Source organism: Halorubrum hochsteinianum (genome assembly GCF_023702125.1).
Classification (GTDB): Archaea; Halobacteriota; Halobacteria; order Halobacteriales; family Haloferacaceae; genus Halorubrum; species Halorubrum hochsteinianum.
Window position 1 is genome coordinate 279,783 of record NZ_CP098415.1, and the last position, 15,876, is coordinate 295,658.

The following is a 15,876-nucleotide window of genomic DNA, read 5'->3' on the forward strand; positions in this document are numbered from 1 at the left end:
TTTCCGCGTCAGTCGTCGCCCGACGCCTGTCCGGTCGCGTCCGCGTCGCCGCCGGGGACCGCCGCGGCCGGGGCGGGCGGCTCGTCGCGCACGTCGTCGCCGATCCCCTCGGCGATGACGTCGGCGTAGGCGTCGGGGAAGACGCGGACGAAGTCGTCGAGCGCGGCCTCCCAGTCGTCGAGCAGGTCGGCCGCGCGCTCGCTGTCGGTGTACGCGCGGTGGTTCTCGACGAGCCGGCGGAGCATCCGCTCGTCGGACTCGTCGAGCGTCTCGGAGACGGAGACCATGCCGCGGTTCACGCGGTCGTCGAACCGGTCGTCCGGGTCGTACACGTAGGCGATGCCGCCCGACATCCCGGCCGCGAAGTTCCGGCCCGTGTCGCCGAGGACGGCGACGACGCCGCCGGTCATGTACTCGCAGCCGTGGTCGCCGACGCCCTCGACGACCGCCCGGACGCCGGAGTTGCGGACGCCGAACCGCTCGCCGGCGACGCCGTTGACGTACAGCTCGCCCGACGTGGCACCGTACAGCGCCACGTTCCCGACGACGACGTTCTCGGTCGGGTCGTACCCCGCCTCAGCCGGGGTCTCGACCACGAGGCGACCCCCGGAGAGCCCCTTGCCGACGTAGTCGTTGGCGGCACCCGCGAGCTCCATCGTGACGCCGGACGCGAGGAACGCGCCGAAGCTCTGGCCCGCCTCGCCGTCGAACCGGCAGGAGATCGTGTCGTCGGGGAGCCCCTCGCCGCCGTGTTCGGAGACGACGCGGTTCGACAGCGTCGCGCCGACCGCGCGGTCGACGTTGCGGATGTCGCGGGTGAGCGCGACCGGCGCGCCGTCCTCGATGGCGGGGGCGGCCTCGTCGATGAGGTCCCAGTCCAGCAGGTCGTCGATGCCGGCGTGGGCCTGCTCGCGGACCTTCGTGCGGGACTCGCCCGCGGGTTCGGCGATCACCGCCGAGAGGTCAAGGTGCTTCGCCTTCTCGTGGTCCGTCTCGCGCTGGGCGAGCAGCCCGGGGCGACCGATGAACTCCTCCAGTTCGGTGTACCCCTGCTCGGCCATGATCTCCCGGAGCTCCTGCGCGATGAACGTCATGTAGTTGATCACGTGGTCCGGCTGGCCGGGGAACCGCTGCCGGAGGTCCTCGCGCTGGGTGGCGACGCCGACCGGACAGGTGTTCTCGTGGCACTGCCGGGCCATCACGCAGCCGGAGGTGACGAGCGACGCGGTGCCGAAGATGTACTCCTCGGCCCCGAGCGCGGCCGCGACCGCGACATCTCGCCCGGTCCGCAGGCCGCCGTCGGCCGACACCCGGATGCGGTCGCGCAGGCCGGTCGCGCGGAGCATCTGGTTCGCCTCGGCGAGGCCGAGCTCCCACGGCAGGCCGGCGTTCTTGATCGAGGTCTTCGGCGACGCGCCGGTCCCGCCGTCGTGGCCCGAGACGTGGACCACGTCGGCGTTCGCCTTCGCGACGCCGGCCGCGATGGTGCCGATGCCGGCCTCCGAGACCAGCTTCACGTTGACGTCGGCGTCAGGGCTCGCGGCCTTCAGATCGAAGATGAGCTGTTTGAGGTCCTCGATCGAGTAGATATCGTGTTGGGGCGGCGGCGAGATGAGGCCGACGCCGGGGGTGGAACACCGGACGTGCGCGATCATCTCGTTGACCTTCTCGCCGGGGAGGTGGCCGCCCTCGCCGGGCTTCGACCCCTGCGCCATCTTGATCTGGAGCTCCTCGGCGTTCGCGAGGTAGTCCGCGGTGACGCCGAAGCGGCCGGAGGCGACCTGCTTGACGGTACACTCCTTCTCGGTGTCGAACCGCTCCGGAGGCTCGCCGCCCTCGCCGGTGTTCGACTTCCCGCCGATCCGGTTCATCGCGATGGCGTTGTTCTCGTGGGCCTCCGGCGAGATGCTCCCGAGGCTCATCGCGGCCGTCGAGAAGCGCTCGACGATCGACTCGACCGGCTCGACCGCCTCGACCGGGACCGGGTCGCGGTCGGAGTCGAACTCTAGCAGGCCGCGCAGCGACTGTAGCTCCTCGGTCTGGTCGTTGACCAGTTCGGCGAACTCGCGGTACTGCTCGTAGTCGCCGCCGCGGACCGCCTGCTGGAGCGTGCCGACGGTCTGGGGGTTCCAGCCGTGTTTCACGCCCGACGAGCGGTGTTCGTACTCGCCGGTCGTCTCCAGTTCTGGGTCGGCTCCGAACGCCATCGCGTGCCGGGTGCGGAGGTCGTCCTCGATCTGCTCGATCCCGATCCCCTCGGTCCGGATCTCCGTCCCCTCGAAGTACTCGGCGACGAACGCGGAGTCGAGCCCGACCGCCTCGAAGATCTGGGCACCCTGATAGGATTCCATCGTCGAGATGCCCATCTTCGCCATCGTCTTCAGGAGGCCGTCCTCCAGCGCGTGCTGGTACGCCGCGAGCGCCTCCTTCTCGTCCGCGCCGTCCGGGCCGGCGACGACGTCGGCGATGGAGGCGTACGCGAGGTACGGGTCGACGGCGTCGGCCCCGTAGCCGACGAGCGTCGCGAGGTGGTGGACCTCGTGCGGCTCGCCGGACTCGACGACGACCCCCGCGCGGTTGCGGAGCCCCTTGCGGACGAGGTGGTGGTGGACCGCGCCGGTCGCGAGCAGGCTCGGCACCGCGAGCCGGTCCGGGCCGACGGCGCGGTCCGAGAGCACGACGACGTCCGCGCCGTCCTCGATGGCGGCCGCCGCGTCCCCGCGGATCCGGCTCACGGCGTCGACGAGCGACCCGTCGCGGTCGTACGTCACGTCGACCGTGACGGAGGAGAACGCGGGGCCGTCGGCCGCGCCGTCGCGGTCGCCCGGAGTCCGCTCGCCCGGGCCGGGGAGGTCCCGGAGGGCGGCCGTCTCGGCGTCCGTCAGGACGGGCGAGTCGGCGACGATCTGCTCGGCGTGTTCCGGCGTCTCCGAGAGGGGGTTGCGCTGGTTCCCGATGCGGGTCTCCAGCGAGGTGACCAGCTCCTCGCGGATGTAGTCGATCGGCGGGTTCGACACCTGCGCGAACAGCTGTTTGAAGTAGGTGAAGAGCGGGCGGTCGATGTCGGCGAGGACCGACAGCGGGGTGTCGTCGCCCATCGAGCCGACCGGGTCCTTCCCCTCCTCCGCCATCGGCTCGACGAGGTGGTTCAGCGAGTCGGTCGTGTAGCCGAACGCGGCCTGATGCGCGCGGACGGTCGGTTCGGTCTCGTCCGGGTCGGTCGCGTCACCGCCGTCCGAATCGCCCCCGTCGGCGTCGCTCGCGTCGGGACCGTCCGTGTCGATGCCGGCCGCACCCTCGCTCTCGTCCGCGAGCGCATCCAGATCGAGCTGCCCGCGGTCGACCCACTCGCCGTACCGGTCGTCGGTGAGGTTCTCGAACACCTCGTCGTCCGGGACGATGCGGCCCGTCTCCGGGTCCGCGACGAAGATCTCGCCGGGGTGGAGGCGTCCGCGACGGCGCACGTCGGCGGGGTCGGTCGGGAGCGCGCCGACCTCGCTGCCGACGACGAGGCGGTCGTCGGTCGTCACCTCGTAGCGGCACGGGCGAAGTCCGTTGCGGTCCAGGACGCCCGCGACGCGCTCGCCGTCGAAGCCGATGACGAGGGCGGGGCCGTCCCACGGCTCGACGAGCGAGGCGTGGTAGTCGTAGAAGTCGGCGCGGTCGTCGTCCATCAGGTCGTCGCCCCGGAACGCCTCCGGGATCAGCATCCGGAGGGCGTGCGGGAGGTCGCGGTCGGTCTGTAAGAGGAGTTCCAAAGCGTTGTCGACACTGGCGGTGTCGGACTGGTTCGGGTCGTCGATCACCGGCTTGATCGTGTCGAGTTCGGCCCCGAACGCCGGGTGTTCGAGGTCGTTCTCGCGGGCCCGCATCCAGTTGACGTTGCCGCGGATCGTGTTGAACTCGCCGTTGTGGACGATGTTCCGGTACGGGTGCGCGAGGTGCCACGCGCCGAGCGTGTTCGTCGAGAAGCGCGCGTGGACCAAGGCGACGTGGCTCGCGAACCGCTCGTCGGTCAGGTCCGGGTAGTAGTCCGCCAGCTGCGACCCCTTCAGCAGGCCCTTGTAGACGACCCGCTGGCGGTCGAGCGAGCAGACGTAGAAGCGGCCGGCACCGTCGACGTCGGCCACCTCGTTCTCGATCTCGCGGCGCGCGGCGTACAGCGCGCGGTCGAAGCCGAGCAGGTCCGGGTCGGCGTCGTCCGGGCGCGTCTCCTCGGTCGTGAACCGCTGGGCCAGCCCCGCGCCCTCGACGGGGGCGACGAACACCTGCGACACCTCCGGCTCCGACTCGAGGGCCGTCGCGCCGAGGTCCGCGTTGTCGGTCGGGACCGAGCGCCACGCGAGCACCTCCAGCCCGTAGACGGCGCACACCTCGGCGATGACGTCGTGGATCTCCGCCCGAACGCCCGGCTCCGGCGGCATGAACACGGAGCCGACGGCGTACTCCTCCGGGAGGTCGGCGTCGACGACCTCTCGGAAGAACTCGTCGGGTCGGGCGACCATGATTCCCGCGCCGTCGCCGGTGTTCTCCTCAGCGCCCGTCGTCCCGCGGTGTTCGAGGTTTTCGAGAAGCGTGATCGCGTCCGAGACGGCCTCGTGGGTCGGGTCGGCGTCGAGGTCGACGACGCCGCCGATTCCGCAGTTCGACCGGTCGTCCGTCGGCGCAGCGAGCCCCCCCTCCTGACCCGAGGACTCCGAGTCGCGTACGCCCCGGGTGGTACTACGTGACTTGGTCATACACTCGCATACGAGTGAACAGTTAAAGGTATGACCCTGATAGGGGTAGGATCCATCGTACACACATTAGGGAATATAAGGTAATTATCCATCACGGGTGGTGAACAAATCACACACCTTTGAGTTGATCAGCTGGTCCCGCTATCAGAGCTTACTGCCGATAGATATTCCACGGAGACGGCTCGAACGTTTCACGTATTCGGAAATGACTGGCGAAACGTCCAGTCGTATTTTACTCCTCAAGCGGGACGAACGTGCCATTGATGTCCCACTCGTGGATACAGTAGACGCTGCCGGCGTCGTCGTCGATCCGCCACCCGTCGGCCGCGTCGTCCCAGCGCTCCTCGCGCCCGCACAGCTCGCACGTGCGCTCCTTCGGCGGCGTGATAGTCGCGCTCATACCCGAGCGAACGAGGCGGCCGAGCAAAAGGATACCGCCGGTCGGCGAGGCCGACGGCGGCGGAACGATCGCCCGACCCCGCCGTTCCGACGCGTCGGCGGTCCGACCGCCGTCGCGGCTCACAGCCGACGGCGAGCGAGCAGCGCCGCGGACGCCACCGCCGCGAGCGAACCCACCGGCCCGAACCCAGGGAGATCGTACATGGTCGACCGGATCGGTGCCTCGTCGTACCCGAGGTCGCTCGCGGGGTTGTCGTCGGCATCGCCCCGTTCGCCGGTGTCTACCGACTCGGCCTCTCCGGTCGCGGCCTCGGAGCCGCCGTCGGACCCGCCTCCGTCACTCGCTCGACCGGTCTCCGAACCCGGTTCTCGCGCCGCGGGACGCTCGCCGTCGGTCGTCCCGTCGCCTCCGAAGAGCGCCGGCGGTCCCGCGGACGGCGGGATCTCCGACGTGCCGGGCGCGACCGTGATCCCGGTCCCGGGAGGGGCCGTCTCCCGGTCGCCGCCGGACCCGCGCGATCCGGTGGCTCCCCCCTGACCGCTCCCGTTCGAAACGCTAGCCCCCGCGTCCGAACCGGACCCACCGCCGGCCGGGGCACTCGCGCCCCCGGAAGCGCCGGAAGCACCAGGGCCGCCAGAAGCGACAGAGCCGCCAGAAGCGCCCGAAGCGCCCGAAACGCCGGACCCGTCAGCGGAACCGGTACCGCCGGAGTCGTCCGTCGTCCCCGATCCGGCGGCCGTCCCGGTTCCGGCTGAACCGCCCGAGTCGGTCGGAGGGGATTCGGTCGATCGCGCCGTGTCGGAACCGTTCGCGCTCCCGTTCGTCGCGGGTTCGTCGGGCGCGTCGGCGACGTACGTCAGCCGCGTCGTCGCCGGGTCGTCGGTGCGATTCAGTCGCTCGTCGTCGACGCTGAACCCCGCTTCGAACGTCTCGCCGTCGGCCGGCGGCGTCTCGGTGCCGAACGCGGTCTCACCGTCGGTGACGAGGAAGAGCCCCTCCCGGTCGAGGTGGACCGTCGAGTCGCTCGGGACCGGCCCGAGCGCGTCCTCCTCGGTGGCGGTAGTGGCCTCGCTCGCGTTCGTCCGCCTCACTCCGAACGAGAGCCCGTCGAGCCGGGCGAGGTCCGCGCCGCGGTCCAGCGACGCGTTCGCGGCGACCGGGAGACCGGTCAGTCCGGTCGCGTTCACCCCGTAGACCATCGTGTCGTTCGGGCCTGCGGTCGTCGCCTCCGAGAGCGTGCCGTTCTCAACGGCGTCCCGGATCGCGGTCGCGTTCTCGAACTCCCCCGGAACGGCTTCGCGCGTGGTGTACGCGCTGAGATCGCCCGTCGACCGCGGAGTCACCCTAACCGTGGCTGTGTCGTTCGCGACGGCGGTACCGTGCTTCGACCGCAGCGTGACGTCGTACGTTCCGGGAGAGACCGAATCGAGGTCCCCGGTAATCGACTCGACGCTGATGTCGGGCCCGGTCGAGACGAACTCCGACGGCGACTCCGGCGACGCGTACGTGTTGATCGTGATCGGCGTTGGACCCGTATCGGTCGTCGTGAGGTTGAGTGTTATAGTAGCGTTACTGGCTGTATTGTTTAGATTCAGACTTAGTGACGATACACTATGATAGACTAAAGAGCGGATATGATCGCCATTAGCAACTCTGTTTGGAATGTTTCTCAGCGACATATGTTTCGCACCGCTCCCAATTATTTCGAACGTTTTTGAACTTCCTTTGTCTGATTTTATCCGGTATTCACCAGATGCTATATTTGAGGTGTTGAATCCTATTTTTGATGAATTACTTAATCTGGTCCCTACGGAGACAACACGTGATTGGTTACCACTAATTCTGTGTAGCTCAACTTCACTCCCATCTGTGCTGGAATTATAATTGATTAGCTGTCCAGAATATACAACTCTGTCTAGCGACTTGTTGTGATAGATCCGAATACCAGTATCAGAGACCGACAGGTTTGTACGGAGAGACTCATTTATACGTATTACCCCGTACTTTGCGACACCATCTGTAACAAACTGGTCATTTAGGTCTGAGTTTCGTAGCAATTCCGCTTTTTCAGGAGATATCAGTTCACCTGAACTGTATCCGTGCGCTAGTTGAATAGCCGCAGCATAACGGTTACTGCGGGATATACTAGATTTATGAGAGGTAGTGTTAAAGTATAGATTTAAACAATTGCTCCTACCTGTTCGTACTCTTGAACTGGCTATTGGTTTGTTCTGTAACATGTAGCCGGTAGAGTTTATTGGGTATAAAGTGACGACGTATGGCGTTCCCTCGTTAATTGCGTCAGATACTTTAACATCAGAAATCTCAATCTTGTTCACTCCTGACGAATTATAGGACATACTACTTGCGTTAAGATCAGCCATTACCATCCTGCCCTTATCTGTTGATAGTGCTAAATCGGTCATATTGGAAGATAAGCCGTTTTTGAACGGATCATCTGTAGATTTGATCGTAGAATTGGCGAAGAGGTAACCTATGAAGTCACCACCAAGCAGGGAAGTATCAATAGAAATTGCTTCATTTGTTCTGAGCGTATCCTTTGAAATATTTCGAGTAGTAATTATTTCATCGCTGTTGTTTTTAGTAACAACCAGGGTCGAATTGATATTGCCTTCTAAACGGTCGATTGTTATTCCCGGAGTAGTATATCTATCTCCATGTAACTGTGGTGAAACCGTAGCTTGGTCGTGTATTCGGATGTTTCCGTCGACTATTTTGAAAGATTCTGTGTTTCTGTGGACTTCGTTTCTCGTAGTGATTGACCTAGAGCCATTCACAACACCAATCTGGTATTTAATTTGGGTTGACTTTTCGGCGTTATTTGTGTTCATCTGAGATATCTGAATAGAACCAATTTGTACTGAATCCGTTGAGTTATCAGGACGAATTTTGGCCATCAGTAGTGTGGAATTTTGTGACTCTAGCTGTTGGGTGTCAGCTATAGTGCCATTTTGGATGTTGCTGATCGACATTGAAGCAGATGACACGTTGACACCTCTTGATTCAATACTACGCAGATTCAGGTACAATTTGAGGTGTCTGCGCTGTTCTATCCGGTCAGAACGTAATATTTCGATGTCCGTTATATTTTGATTCGATTGACCAATACGGATGATGCCGGGTTCGCCTGTTTTGTTCAGGTAAGGCGTGTCGTCTTGATTTTCTGCCACAACTACGTTTGCTCCCGGTAGTAACACGGGGGAGCCAATCACAAAGCAGATCATAATACCGACCGACACCCACCGAAGCGATCGCGTCCGGATCATAGCGAACGGACCACGAATGCCAGAGCGGTCGCTGTCAGGGCGATGCGGGGTCGAGACCCGACCCGCTGCTCGCGAAGCGCCGCTCGTCACACCGCGGGATTTCTCACTCGGTTCGATCGCTTATAAGTGGCTTACGGAGCCGAAAGCTTCCGATCGGGGAAATAACCGTACGACGGCGGGAAGGAACACGAGCGCTGTTGAGGGTGTTCGACCGCGGAGTAACACGGAACGACGAGAAAGGGCCGCCGGGACAGTCGCCGAGCCCGGTCAGTGCTCGACCGCTCCCATCATCGAGAGCAGCTGTTCGGACTGGTCGATCTCCTGCGGGTGGACGCCGATCATCGCGATGACGTCGTCGTCGTGCTGAACGGTGCCGATGTAGACGAGGACGGGGATGTCGTCCACGGAACCGCTCTGGCCGTTGGCGTCGCTGACGTCCGCGCTGACGGTCGTTTCGAGGACCGAGACGGTGACATCCTCGCCGAGAACTGTCCGCGTCTCCTCGCCGACCTCCTCGATGTCGTCGGTCTGAATTTCCGTTCCGTTGCCGCCGATCCCCTGCTGGTCGACCTGGTTGAGGAGCCGTCGGATGAGGTCCGCGCCCTCGGCCCTGACGAGCGGGTTGACCGACTGTCCGGCGACGGACTCGTTCGGAGTGCTCGCCACGAACAGCGCCGACCCGACCTCCTCGTTCGTGTACTGGGCGACCCACGTCGTCGCCGACACCTCGACGTTCACGCCGCTGGCGTTGAACTTCCGGTCGATGGAGAACGATTTCGGGTCCTGTCCGGAGAACCCGTCCGCGTACGCGCTCTTCGGGATCCGTGCCGGGTCCGCGCTGAGGTCGAGACTCTGGTCCTGACCGGCACACCCGGCGACGGCGACCGTGGTCGAGGCGGCGAGTGCCGCGAGCAGCCCACGTCGTTTCATGGGCACAGGTAGGTCGAGACGCTTCTTTAACACTATCGGCGCGGATATCGGTCCCGAGAACGCGCGGCGGAAGGCACAAAGTTCACGTCGTGGGGCACGCGACGTGAGGCAAATGGAACGTCGAGGACAAACAGGACTGGTGGAAGCCCTCTTCTTGGACGTCGTTCGCCTCCACGAGACGTGGATGGAGATCGTCTTCCCGCGACAGCTCGACCCGAGCGCGGTCCTGGGGAAGTGGAAGCCCGAGAACACCCTCCAGTCGGTCGGCTACTACCTCTGGGCGGTGCTCGGCGCGCCGCTCGTGGCGGTCGCGTACCCCCTGCTGCTCGTCGGCTTCGCCACGCGCTACTACGCGGCGAAGCTCGACTCGGCGGTCACCCGCATCGGGGTCGCCGGTGCCGTGCTCGTCTCCGCGGTCGTCTGGGGGGCGCTGACGGTGATCACGCACCTCCAACTCCCCTTCGACGCCGTGATCGCCGTCGGCGCGGCGAGCGGGGTAGCGGTCGTCTCGGCCGCGCTCGCCGCCGGCTTCTCGAAGCTCGGCGGACGGTTCGTCAGCGTCCTCCTCGCGTACCCGTTCGCGATGTCGGCGCTGTTCTTACCGCCCGTCGTGGCCGCGCTCGTCACGCCGACGTTGGAGGAGCTCATCCTCCCGCCGAGCTACGAACTCGCGCGGTGGATCCTCGACACGTTCCTCTCGGTCGGCGGGATCAACGAGACGCTCCGCGGCGCGTTCGACCTGGAGACGTTCGGCGAGCAGTGGGGGCTGCCGGGGCTCGGATACGTCCTGATGTGGATCGGCATCTCGGTGCCGCTCGGGTGGTTCCTCGGGCTGCTCGTCGCGCTGGCGAACCTGATCCGTCCGACTTCGGACGCCTGAATCGGCCCCACTCGTCGGGACCGTCGCTCACCCCTCCGGGTCGTACTCCTCGCTCGCCGCTTCGAACGCCGACGCCGAGCGCTCCGTCTCGCGCCGTCGCTCCCGCTCCGCGATCGCTTCGGGGTCCGGGCTCGCGTCGTCGTCGATCCGCGCGATGGAGCCGTGGACCTTCGCGTGACACCAGCGGCACAGGCCGACCGTGATCTCGTGCGCGTCGTCGCCGTCGTACGAGAGGTGATGTTCCTCAACGAGCGGCCGGGCGTCCTCGTGGGCCAGTCGGACCTCCGCCAGTCCGCACCGGACGCACTCCTTCGCGTCGGTCGTCGACCGGTAGTAGGGACACGCGCGCCACTCGCCGTCGGCACCGACGTGACAGTCGTAGCCCTCGGCGCGCCGCTCGGCCGCGAACTCGGGGTCGTCGCCGGCCCGGGTCAGCGCGAACCGGCACCGGCCGTCGTCGGTGAGGTGGTCGCAGACGCCGGCGACCGCGTACGGGTCGTCGACGCCGACGGGGGTTCCGTCGGGGGTGCGCTCCATGGGGACGGGTCGCGGCGGACGCACTTCAATTCGGTCCGCCGGGTCGTCACGGGGGCGCGGCTCGGGCGAGACCGCTCCCGTCGCGAGCGCGACTCAGACGAGGCTGGCCCCGTCGAAGTCCGTGCGCCCGTAGTCGATATCGAGCAGTTTGAGCAGGGTGGGCGCGACGTCGAGGAGGTCCGCGTCCGCGACGCTCGCGTCGGGGTGGTCGACGAACAACGCGGCGTCGCCGAAGGCGTGCATCCCGGTCCGCGGCCCGTCGGCGTCGAACACGCCGTCGTGCGAACGGAAGCCGGACTTGAGGTCGAAGCCGTCGTTCGGCACGACGACGAGGTCGGGCGCGATGGCGGCGTGATCGCCGCGGAACACGGTCTCGCGCTCGACGACGCGGTCCGCGACCGGGTTCCCGTCGGGACCGGTCCACGACTCCAGCGCCGCGCGCAGTTCGGCGCGCGTCTCCTCGTACTCGTCTTCGGGGACGACGCCGTTCGGCTCGCGGCCCTCCACGTTGAGGTAGAAGCGGCCGGGGACGAGCGAGTACGCGCGCGTCTCGTCGTCGACGTCGGCGAGCGCGTCGTGGTCGTCGTCCTCGTAGGAGAGCCACCCCTCGCGTTCGAGCCACTCGTTACAGTAGACGTCGTACTCGAGTCGGGTGAACCCGTGCGTGGAGCCGACGACGAGCGTCACGTCGTTCGGGAGCGTCTCGCGGATCGAGCCGATGTGCTCGTCGAGCGCGGCGTGGAAGGCGAGGAGTTCCTCGCGGTAGGTCCCCCTGTCCTCGTAGTCACCCCACAGGAAGTGGTTGACGCGGTCGGGGGCGGTGAAGACGCCGGCGAAGAGGTCCCAGTCGTCGCGCTCGACGTACCGCTCGAAGGCCGCGGCCCGGGCGTCGAGGGTCTCGCGAGCGTGTTCCAAGAACGCCGACTTGTCCGCCTTGTGGCCGAGTTTCGCGTTGACCGACAGGCGATAGTCGCTGCCGGTGAGGTACTCGCGGAGCTCCTCGGGGTGAGCGGCCGCGTCGAGGTCGGGCGAGAGGTAGCCCGAGACCATCCGCTGGACGGTGCGCTGCGGGGGGAACGTGACGGGGACGTTCAGCACGGTCGCGTCGAGTCCCGCGTCGGTCGCGCGGTCCCACACCCGCGGGGACTGGACGTCGCGCCCCATCGGGACGTACGTGTCGTAGGAGCCGACCTCGCGGTCTTGGAACCCGTACACGCCCGTCTCGCCCGGGTTCTTCCCGGTCGTGAGGCTCGGCCAGCACGCGCTCGACTCCGCCGGGAGGATGCTGTCGATCCCGCCGCCCCCGCCGGCGTCCGCGATCGCCGACAGCGTCGGAAACGTCTCCGGGTTGTCGGCGACCAGCCGGTACGAGAGGCCGTCGATCCCGATGAACGCCACGCGCGGGGTGTCACTCCCTCGCAGCCGGTCGAAGAGGCCCATACCCACCTATCCGCGGTCGGAGGCAAAAGGATTGACATCGGCTGGCGGCCCGAGGGGCGGGCGGCGTCGGTCCGGTCGCGCCCGACCGAGCGTTCGGCCACCGCCCGGAGACCCACATACACAAGTGGGTCCGGCGGGAGGTTCAGACGATGACTCCGGGGCCCGTACGGGTGCTGCTCGCGGACGGCGACGACGCGTTCGCCGACGCGCTGAGCGACGCGCTCGATCGGGCCCCGGCGGCCGCGGCGGTGTCCCGCGTCCGCGACCACGCCGCCGCCGTGGCCGCCGTGGAGGCCGAGCCGTACGACTGCGTCGTCACCGAGTACGACATCGACGGACCGGGGGGCGAAAGCGGGGGGGACGACCGGGACGAGTCCGCGGTCGACGACGCCGCGAGCGGACTCGACGTCCTCCGTCGCGTCCGCGAGCGCGACCCGGCGCTTCCCGTGTTCCTCGTCACCGGAGCGGGAAGCGAGCGGGTCGCGGCCGCCGCCGTCGACGCCGACGCGACCGGGTACCTCCGGAAGGGGAGATCGGCCGGGGACGAGGGGAGCGTCGCCGAGGCGCTGGCGGAGCGGATCGGCGGCGCGGTGGCGGCCTACCGGTCGGAGTCGCGGCCGCGCGCCATCGGCGAGGACCGCGCCGAGATCCTCGACCGGATGGCCGACGGCTTCGTCGCCGTCGACGCGGACGACGCGATCACGTACCTCAACGCGCAGGCGGCCGCGCTCGCCGGCACGGTGGACGGCTCCGAGAGCGGGGCAGAGGGTGCGGAGGGTGCGGAGGGTGCGGAGGGTGCGGAGGGTGCGGAGGGTGCGGAGGGTGCGGGGAGGCGGGGCGACGCCGCGTCGGACAGCGAGGCGGGCGAGAGCGAGCCGGCCGACGCGGACGCGCTCGTCGGGACGAGCCTCTGGGACGCGTTCCCGGACGCCGCCGGGACGGCGTTCGAGACCGCCTTCGAGCGCGCCCGGGAGACCGGCGAGCCGACCGAGGCGCGGACGTACTACGAACCGGCCGCCAGCTGGTTCGAGGCGCGGATCTACCCGTCCGCGAGCGGCGTCTCGGTGTACTTCCGCGACGTCACCGAGGCGGTCGAAGAGCGGGAGGAGATACAGCGCCGGGAGCGGGTGATGCGCCGGCTCTACGAGATCATCTCGGCGAAGGACGACCCGTTCGAGGGGAAAGTCGAGAAGCTGCTCGCGCTCGGACGCGACGTCCTCGGCGCGGAGTCGGGGCTGCTCTCGCACGTCCAGGGAGACCGGTACGTCGTCGAGGTCGCCGACGACGCGACCGGGTCGTTCGGGGAGGGAGCGGTGGTCGACCTGTCGGAGACCAACTGCGAGCGCGTGGTGTCGACGGCGGCCTCGGTTCAGGTTCGCGACGTCGCGTCCGACCCGGAGCTGTCAGCGCGCGCCGGGTTCGTCCGGCAGGGTATCTCTTGTTACGTCGGCGCGCCCGTTGTCGTCGACGGGGAGGTGTACGGGACGTTCTGTTTCTACGACGGCGAGGACAGGCCGGAGCCGTTCTCCGAGTGGGAGGCGACGCTGGTCGACCTGATGGCCCGCTGGGTCGGGTACGAACTGGAGCGCCGGGAGACCCAAGCCGAGATGCGCCGCGAACGCGACCGCCTCGAACAGTTCGCGAGTGTCGTGAGCCACGACCTCCGTAGCCCGCTCAACGTCGCCGCGGGCAACGTCGACCTCGTTCGGGAGTCGGTCGACGACGAACGGCTGGCGCGGACGTCGAAGGCGCTCGACCGCATGGGGGAGCTGATCGCGGACGCGCTCTCGTTCGCCCGCCTCGGCGAGCGCGTCGTCGACGCGGAGGCCGTCGACCTCGACCGCGTGGTCGAGGAGGCGTGGGGGACGACCGCGACGGGCGACGCGACGCTGGCGGCGGCGGCGCTCGGCACCGTCGTCGGCGACGCCTCGCGGATCCGGACGCTGTTCGAGAACCTGTTCCGAAACGCGGTGGAACACGCGGGCGACGCCCCGACCGTGAGGGTCGGCTGGGACGACGACCTCCTCTACGTCGCCGACGACGGATCGGGAATCCCGGAGGAAAAGCGCGAACGGGTCTTCGAGACCGGGTACACGACGAGCAGCGAGGGGACGGGGTTCGGGCTCGGCATCGTCAAGGCGGTGGCCGAGGCCCACGGGTGGACCGTGCGGGCCGCCGCCGCGGACGGCGGCGGCGCGCGGTTCGAGTTCGGCGACGTGGTCCGCCGCCGGGGCGACTGACGCGGAGCCGTCTCTGTCCCCCTCGTCGCCGGCTCGCTCGGGAGCCTTTTTGTCCGTGACCCGCGGAGGGGTCGGCATGGAGACCCGACGCGCGCTGCTCGTCGACGCGTTCGCCGCGGAGCCGCTGGCCGGGAACGCCGCCGGCATCCTCCTCGACGCCGAGGGACTGAGCGACGACCAGATGGCCGCCGTCGCCGCCGAACTCGGTGCCTCGGAAACGGCGTTCCGCACGGACGGCGACGGGGCGACCGACGCGGGGGAGGAGAGCGATGACGGGGAGGCCGTCGACGACCGGCTCCGGTACTTCTCGCCGAGCACGGAGGTCGACCTCTGCGGCCACGCCACGGTCGCGACGTACGGCGCGCTGTTCGCCGAGGGGGCGATCGACGGGGGCGAGCGCACGCTCCGCACGAACGTCGGCGAGCTCACGGTCTCGGTCGACGACGACGGGACCGTCTGGATGCGACAGCAAGCACCGAGCGTGGAGGTCGTCGAGGTCGACGCCGGTCGACTCGGGGCGGCGCTCGGGATCGACCCCGCCGCGCTGCGCGACGTGGGCGCTGACCTCCCCGTCGCGGTCGCGTCGACCGGCCTGCCGTTCCTCGTCGTCCCCGTGAACTTCCTCGAACGCCTCGGCGAGGCCGACCCGGACGACGAGGCGATCGAACGCCTCTCCGAGGAGTTCGACGCGGCGGGCGTGTACGCGTTCACCTTCGACACGCTCGAAGGCGACTCGACGCTCCACGGCCGGGCGTTCGTCCCGTCGCTCGGTATCTCGGAGGACCCGGTCACGGGGACCGCGAGCGGCGCTGTCGGCGGATACCTCCGGCACGTCGACGCGTTCGACGGGGACGAACCGGACGGGCTCCGCTTCGAGCAGGGCCACTTCCTCGACCGGCCGGGGCACGTCCGGGTCCGCGTGGAGGCGGACGGGGTCCGCGTCGGCGGCCGAACGTCGGTCGCGCTCGACGGCGAGATCCGGATCCCCGACGACGACGAGGACGAGATCATCGAGGCGTGAGCCGCCGCGTCGGTCACGTCTCGTCGGTCACGTCCCGTCTGTCACGTCTCGTCGGTCACGTCCCGTCTGTCACGTCTCGTCGATCACGTCCCGTCTGTCACTCTCGTGGGTCGACGGGACGGGGCCGAAGTCGGATCCGGCGGACCGAACGTTTAGGATCGCTCGCGGCGTACGGACCCCCATGGAATTCGACCTTCCGCGCGCGGCAGCGATCCTCGTACTGATCGTCGCAATCGGCGCTGGCGGCCTCATCGGTGCCGGCATGATGCCCCTCCAGACGACGCTGATGATGGTCGTGCCGTCGATGCTCGTCTTCGGGGCGGTCGCGTTCGCGATCGGCGTGAAACACGGCGAGTTCCGGTCGACGCACGCCTGACGCCGGGCCTCGAAGCCGCTACCGTC

The 15,876-nt window shown here is 67.6% G+C and carries 10 protein-coding genes; 4 read left to right on the forward strand and 6 right to left on the reverse strand.

Features of this window, described 5'->3' with window-relative positions; all coding sequences use genetic code 11:
• Positions 1 to 8: 8 nt before the first annotated feature.
• The 4 genes from gltB to NAF06_RS01460 all read right to left on the reverse strand — a co-directional run bounded on the left by gltB (position 9) and on the right by NAF06_RS01460 (position 9,356).
• Entirely contained in the window at positions 9 to 4,739 is a 4,731-nt protein-coding gene (gene gltB / locus NAF06_RS01445; RefSeq protein WP_008581429.1) for a glutamate synthase large subunit, read from the reverse strand.
• 232 nt (positions 4,740 to 4,971) lie between these two features.
• Positions 4,972 to 5,139 (reverse strand): HEWD family protein, encoded by a 168-nt coding sequence (locus NAF06_RS01450; protein ID WP_192813790.1) that lies wholly within the window; start codon positions 5,137 to 5,139, stop codon positions 4,972 to 4,974.
• Between the two features lie 119 nt (positions 5,140 to 5,258).
• A complete protein-coding gene (locus NAF06_RS15520; protein WP_321163623.1) occupies positions 5,259 to 7,991 on the reverse strand; it encodes a hypothetical protein in 2,733 nt (910 codons plus the stop codon).
• A 702-nt stretch (positions 7,992 to 8,693) separates the two neighbouring features.
• Entirely contained in the window at positions 8,694 to 9,356 is a 663-nt protein-coding gene (locus tag NAF06_RS01460) for a DUF6517 family protein (RefSeq protein ID WP_008581438.1), read from the reverse strand.
• Positions 9,357 to 9,495: 139 nt separating this feature from the next.
• Between NAF06_RS01460 and NAF06_RS01465 the strand changes: the two genes are divergently transcribed.
• A complete protein-coding gene (locus NAF06_RS01465) occupies positions 9,496 to 10,236 on the forward strand; it encodes a hypothetical protein (protein ID WP_008581440.1) in 741 nt (246 codons plus the stop codon).
• Between the two features lie 27 nt (positions 10,237 to 10,263).
• Here NAF06_RS01465 and NAF06_RS01470 read toward each other — a convergent pair whose 3' ends face one another.
• Positions 10,264 to 10,773, reverse strand: a complete 510-nt coding sequence (locus NAF06_RS01470) for a DUF7097 family protein (RefSeq protein WP_008581442.1) — start codon at positions 10,771 to 10,773, stop codon at positions 10,264 to 10,266.
• A 93-nt stretch (positions 10,774 to 10,866) separates the two neighbouring features.
• Positions 10,867 to 12,213 carry an alkaline phosphatase family protein gene (locus NAF06_RS01475; RefSeq protein WP_008581444.1) on the reverse strand — a complete coding sequence of 449 codons (1,347 nt, stop codon included), beginning with the start codon at positions 12,211 to 12,213 and terminating at the stop codon, positions 10,867 to 10,869.
• Positions 12,214 to 12,362: 149 nt separating this feature from the next.
• Between NAF06_RS01475 and NAF06_RS01480 the strand changes: the two genes are divergently transcribed.
• The 3 genes from NAF06_RS01480 to NAF06_RS01490 all read left to right on the forward strand — a co-directional run bounded on the left by NAF06_RS01480 (position 12,363) and on the right by NAF06_RS01490 (position 15,850).
• Positions 12,363 to 14,453, forward strand: a complete 2,091-nt coding sequence (locus tag NAF06_RS01480; protein WP_239638693.1) for a hybrid sensor histidine kinase/response regulator — start codon at positions 12,363 to 12,365, stop codon at positions 14,451 to 14,453.
• A gap of 76 nt (positions 14,454 to 14,529) precedes the next feature.
• Positions 14,530 to 15,474: a PhzF family phenazine biosynthesis protein gene (locus tag NAF06_RS01485; protein WP_008581447.1), complete on the forward strand. Its 945-nt coding sequence runs from the start codon at positions 14,530 to 14,532 to the stop codon at positions 15,472 to 15,474.
• 181 nt (positions 15,475 to 15,655) lie between these two features.
• Positions 15,656 to 15,850 carry a DUF7333 family protein gene (locus NAF06_RS01490; protein WP_008581449.1) on the forward strand — a complete coding sequence of 65 codons (195 nt, stop codon included), beginning with the start codon at positions 15,656 to 15,658 and terminating at the stop codon, positions 15,848 to 15,850.
• The last annotated feature ends 26 nt before the right edge of the window (positions 15,851 to 15,876 follow it).

Excerpts from the sequence above, each read along its gene's own strand:
- gltB (WP_008581429.1), bottom strand. The coding sequence starts at position 4,739 with ATGACCAAGTCACGTAGTACCACCCGGGGCGTACGCGACTCGGAGTCC.
- NAF06_RS01450 (WP_192813790.1), bottom strand. The coding sequence starts at position 5,139 with ATGAGCGCGACTATCACGCCGCCGAAGGAGCGCACGTGCGAGCTGTGC.
- NAF06_RS15520 (WP_321163623.1), bottom strand. The coding sequence starts at position 7,991 with ATGAACACAAATAACGCCGAAAAGTCAACCCAAATTAAATACCAGATT.
- NAF06_RS01460 (WP_008581438.1), bottom strand. The coding sequence starts at position 9,356 with ATGAAACGACGTGGGCTGCTCGCGGCACTCGCCGCCTCGACCACGGTC.
- NAF06_RS01470 (WP_008581442.1), bottom strand. The coding sequence starts at position 10,773 with ATGGAGCGCACCCCCGACGGAACCCCCGTCGGCGTCGACGACCCGTAC.
- NAF06_RS01475 (WP_008581444.1), bottom strand. The coding sequence starts at position 12,213 with ATGGGCCTCTTCGACCGGCTGCGAGGGAGTGACACCCCGCGCGTGGCG.
- NAF06_RS01480 (WP_239638693.1), top strand. The coding sequence starts at position 12,363 with ATGACTCCGGGGCCCGTACGGGTGCTGCTCGCGGACGGCGACGACGCG.
- NAF06_RS01485 (WP_008581447.1), top strand. The coding sequence starts at position 14,530 with ATGGAGACCCGACGCGCGCTGCTCGTCGACGCGTTCGCCGCGGAGCCG.
- NAF06_RS01490 (WP_008581449.1), top strand. The coding sequence starts at position 15,656 with ATGGAATTCGACCTTCCGCGCGCGGCAGCGATCCTCGTACTGATCGTC.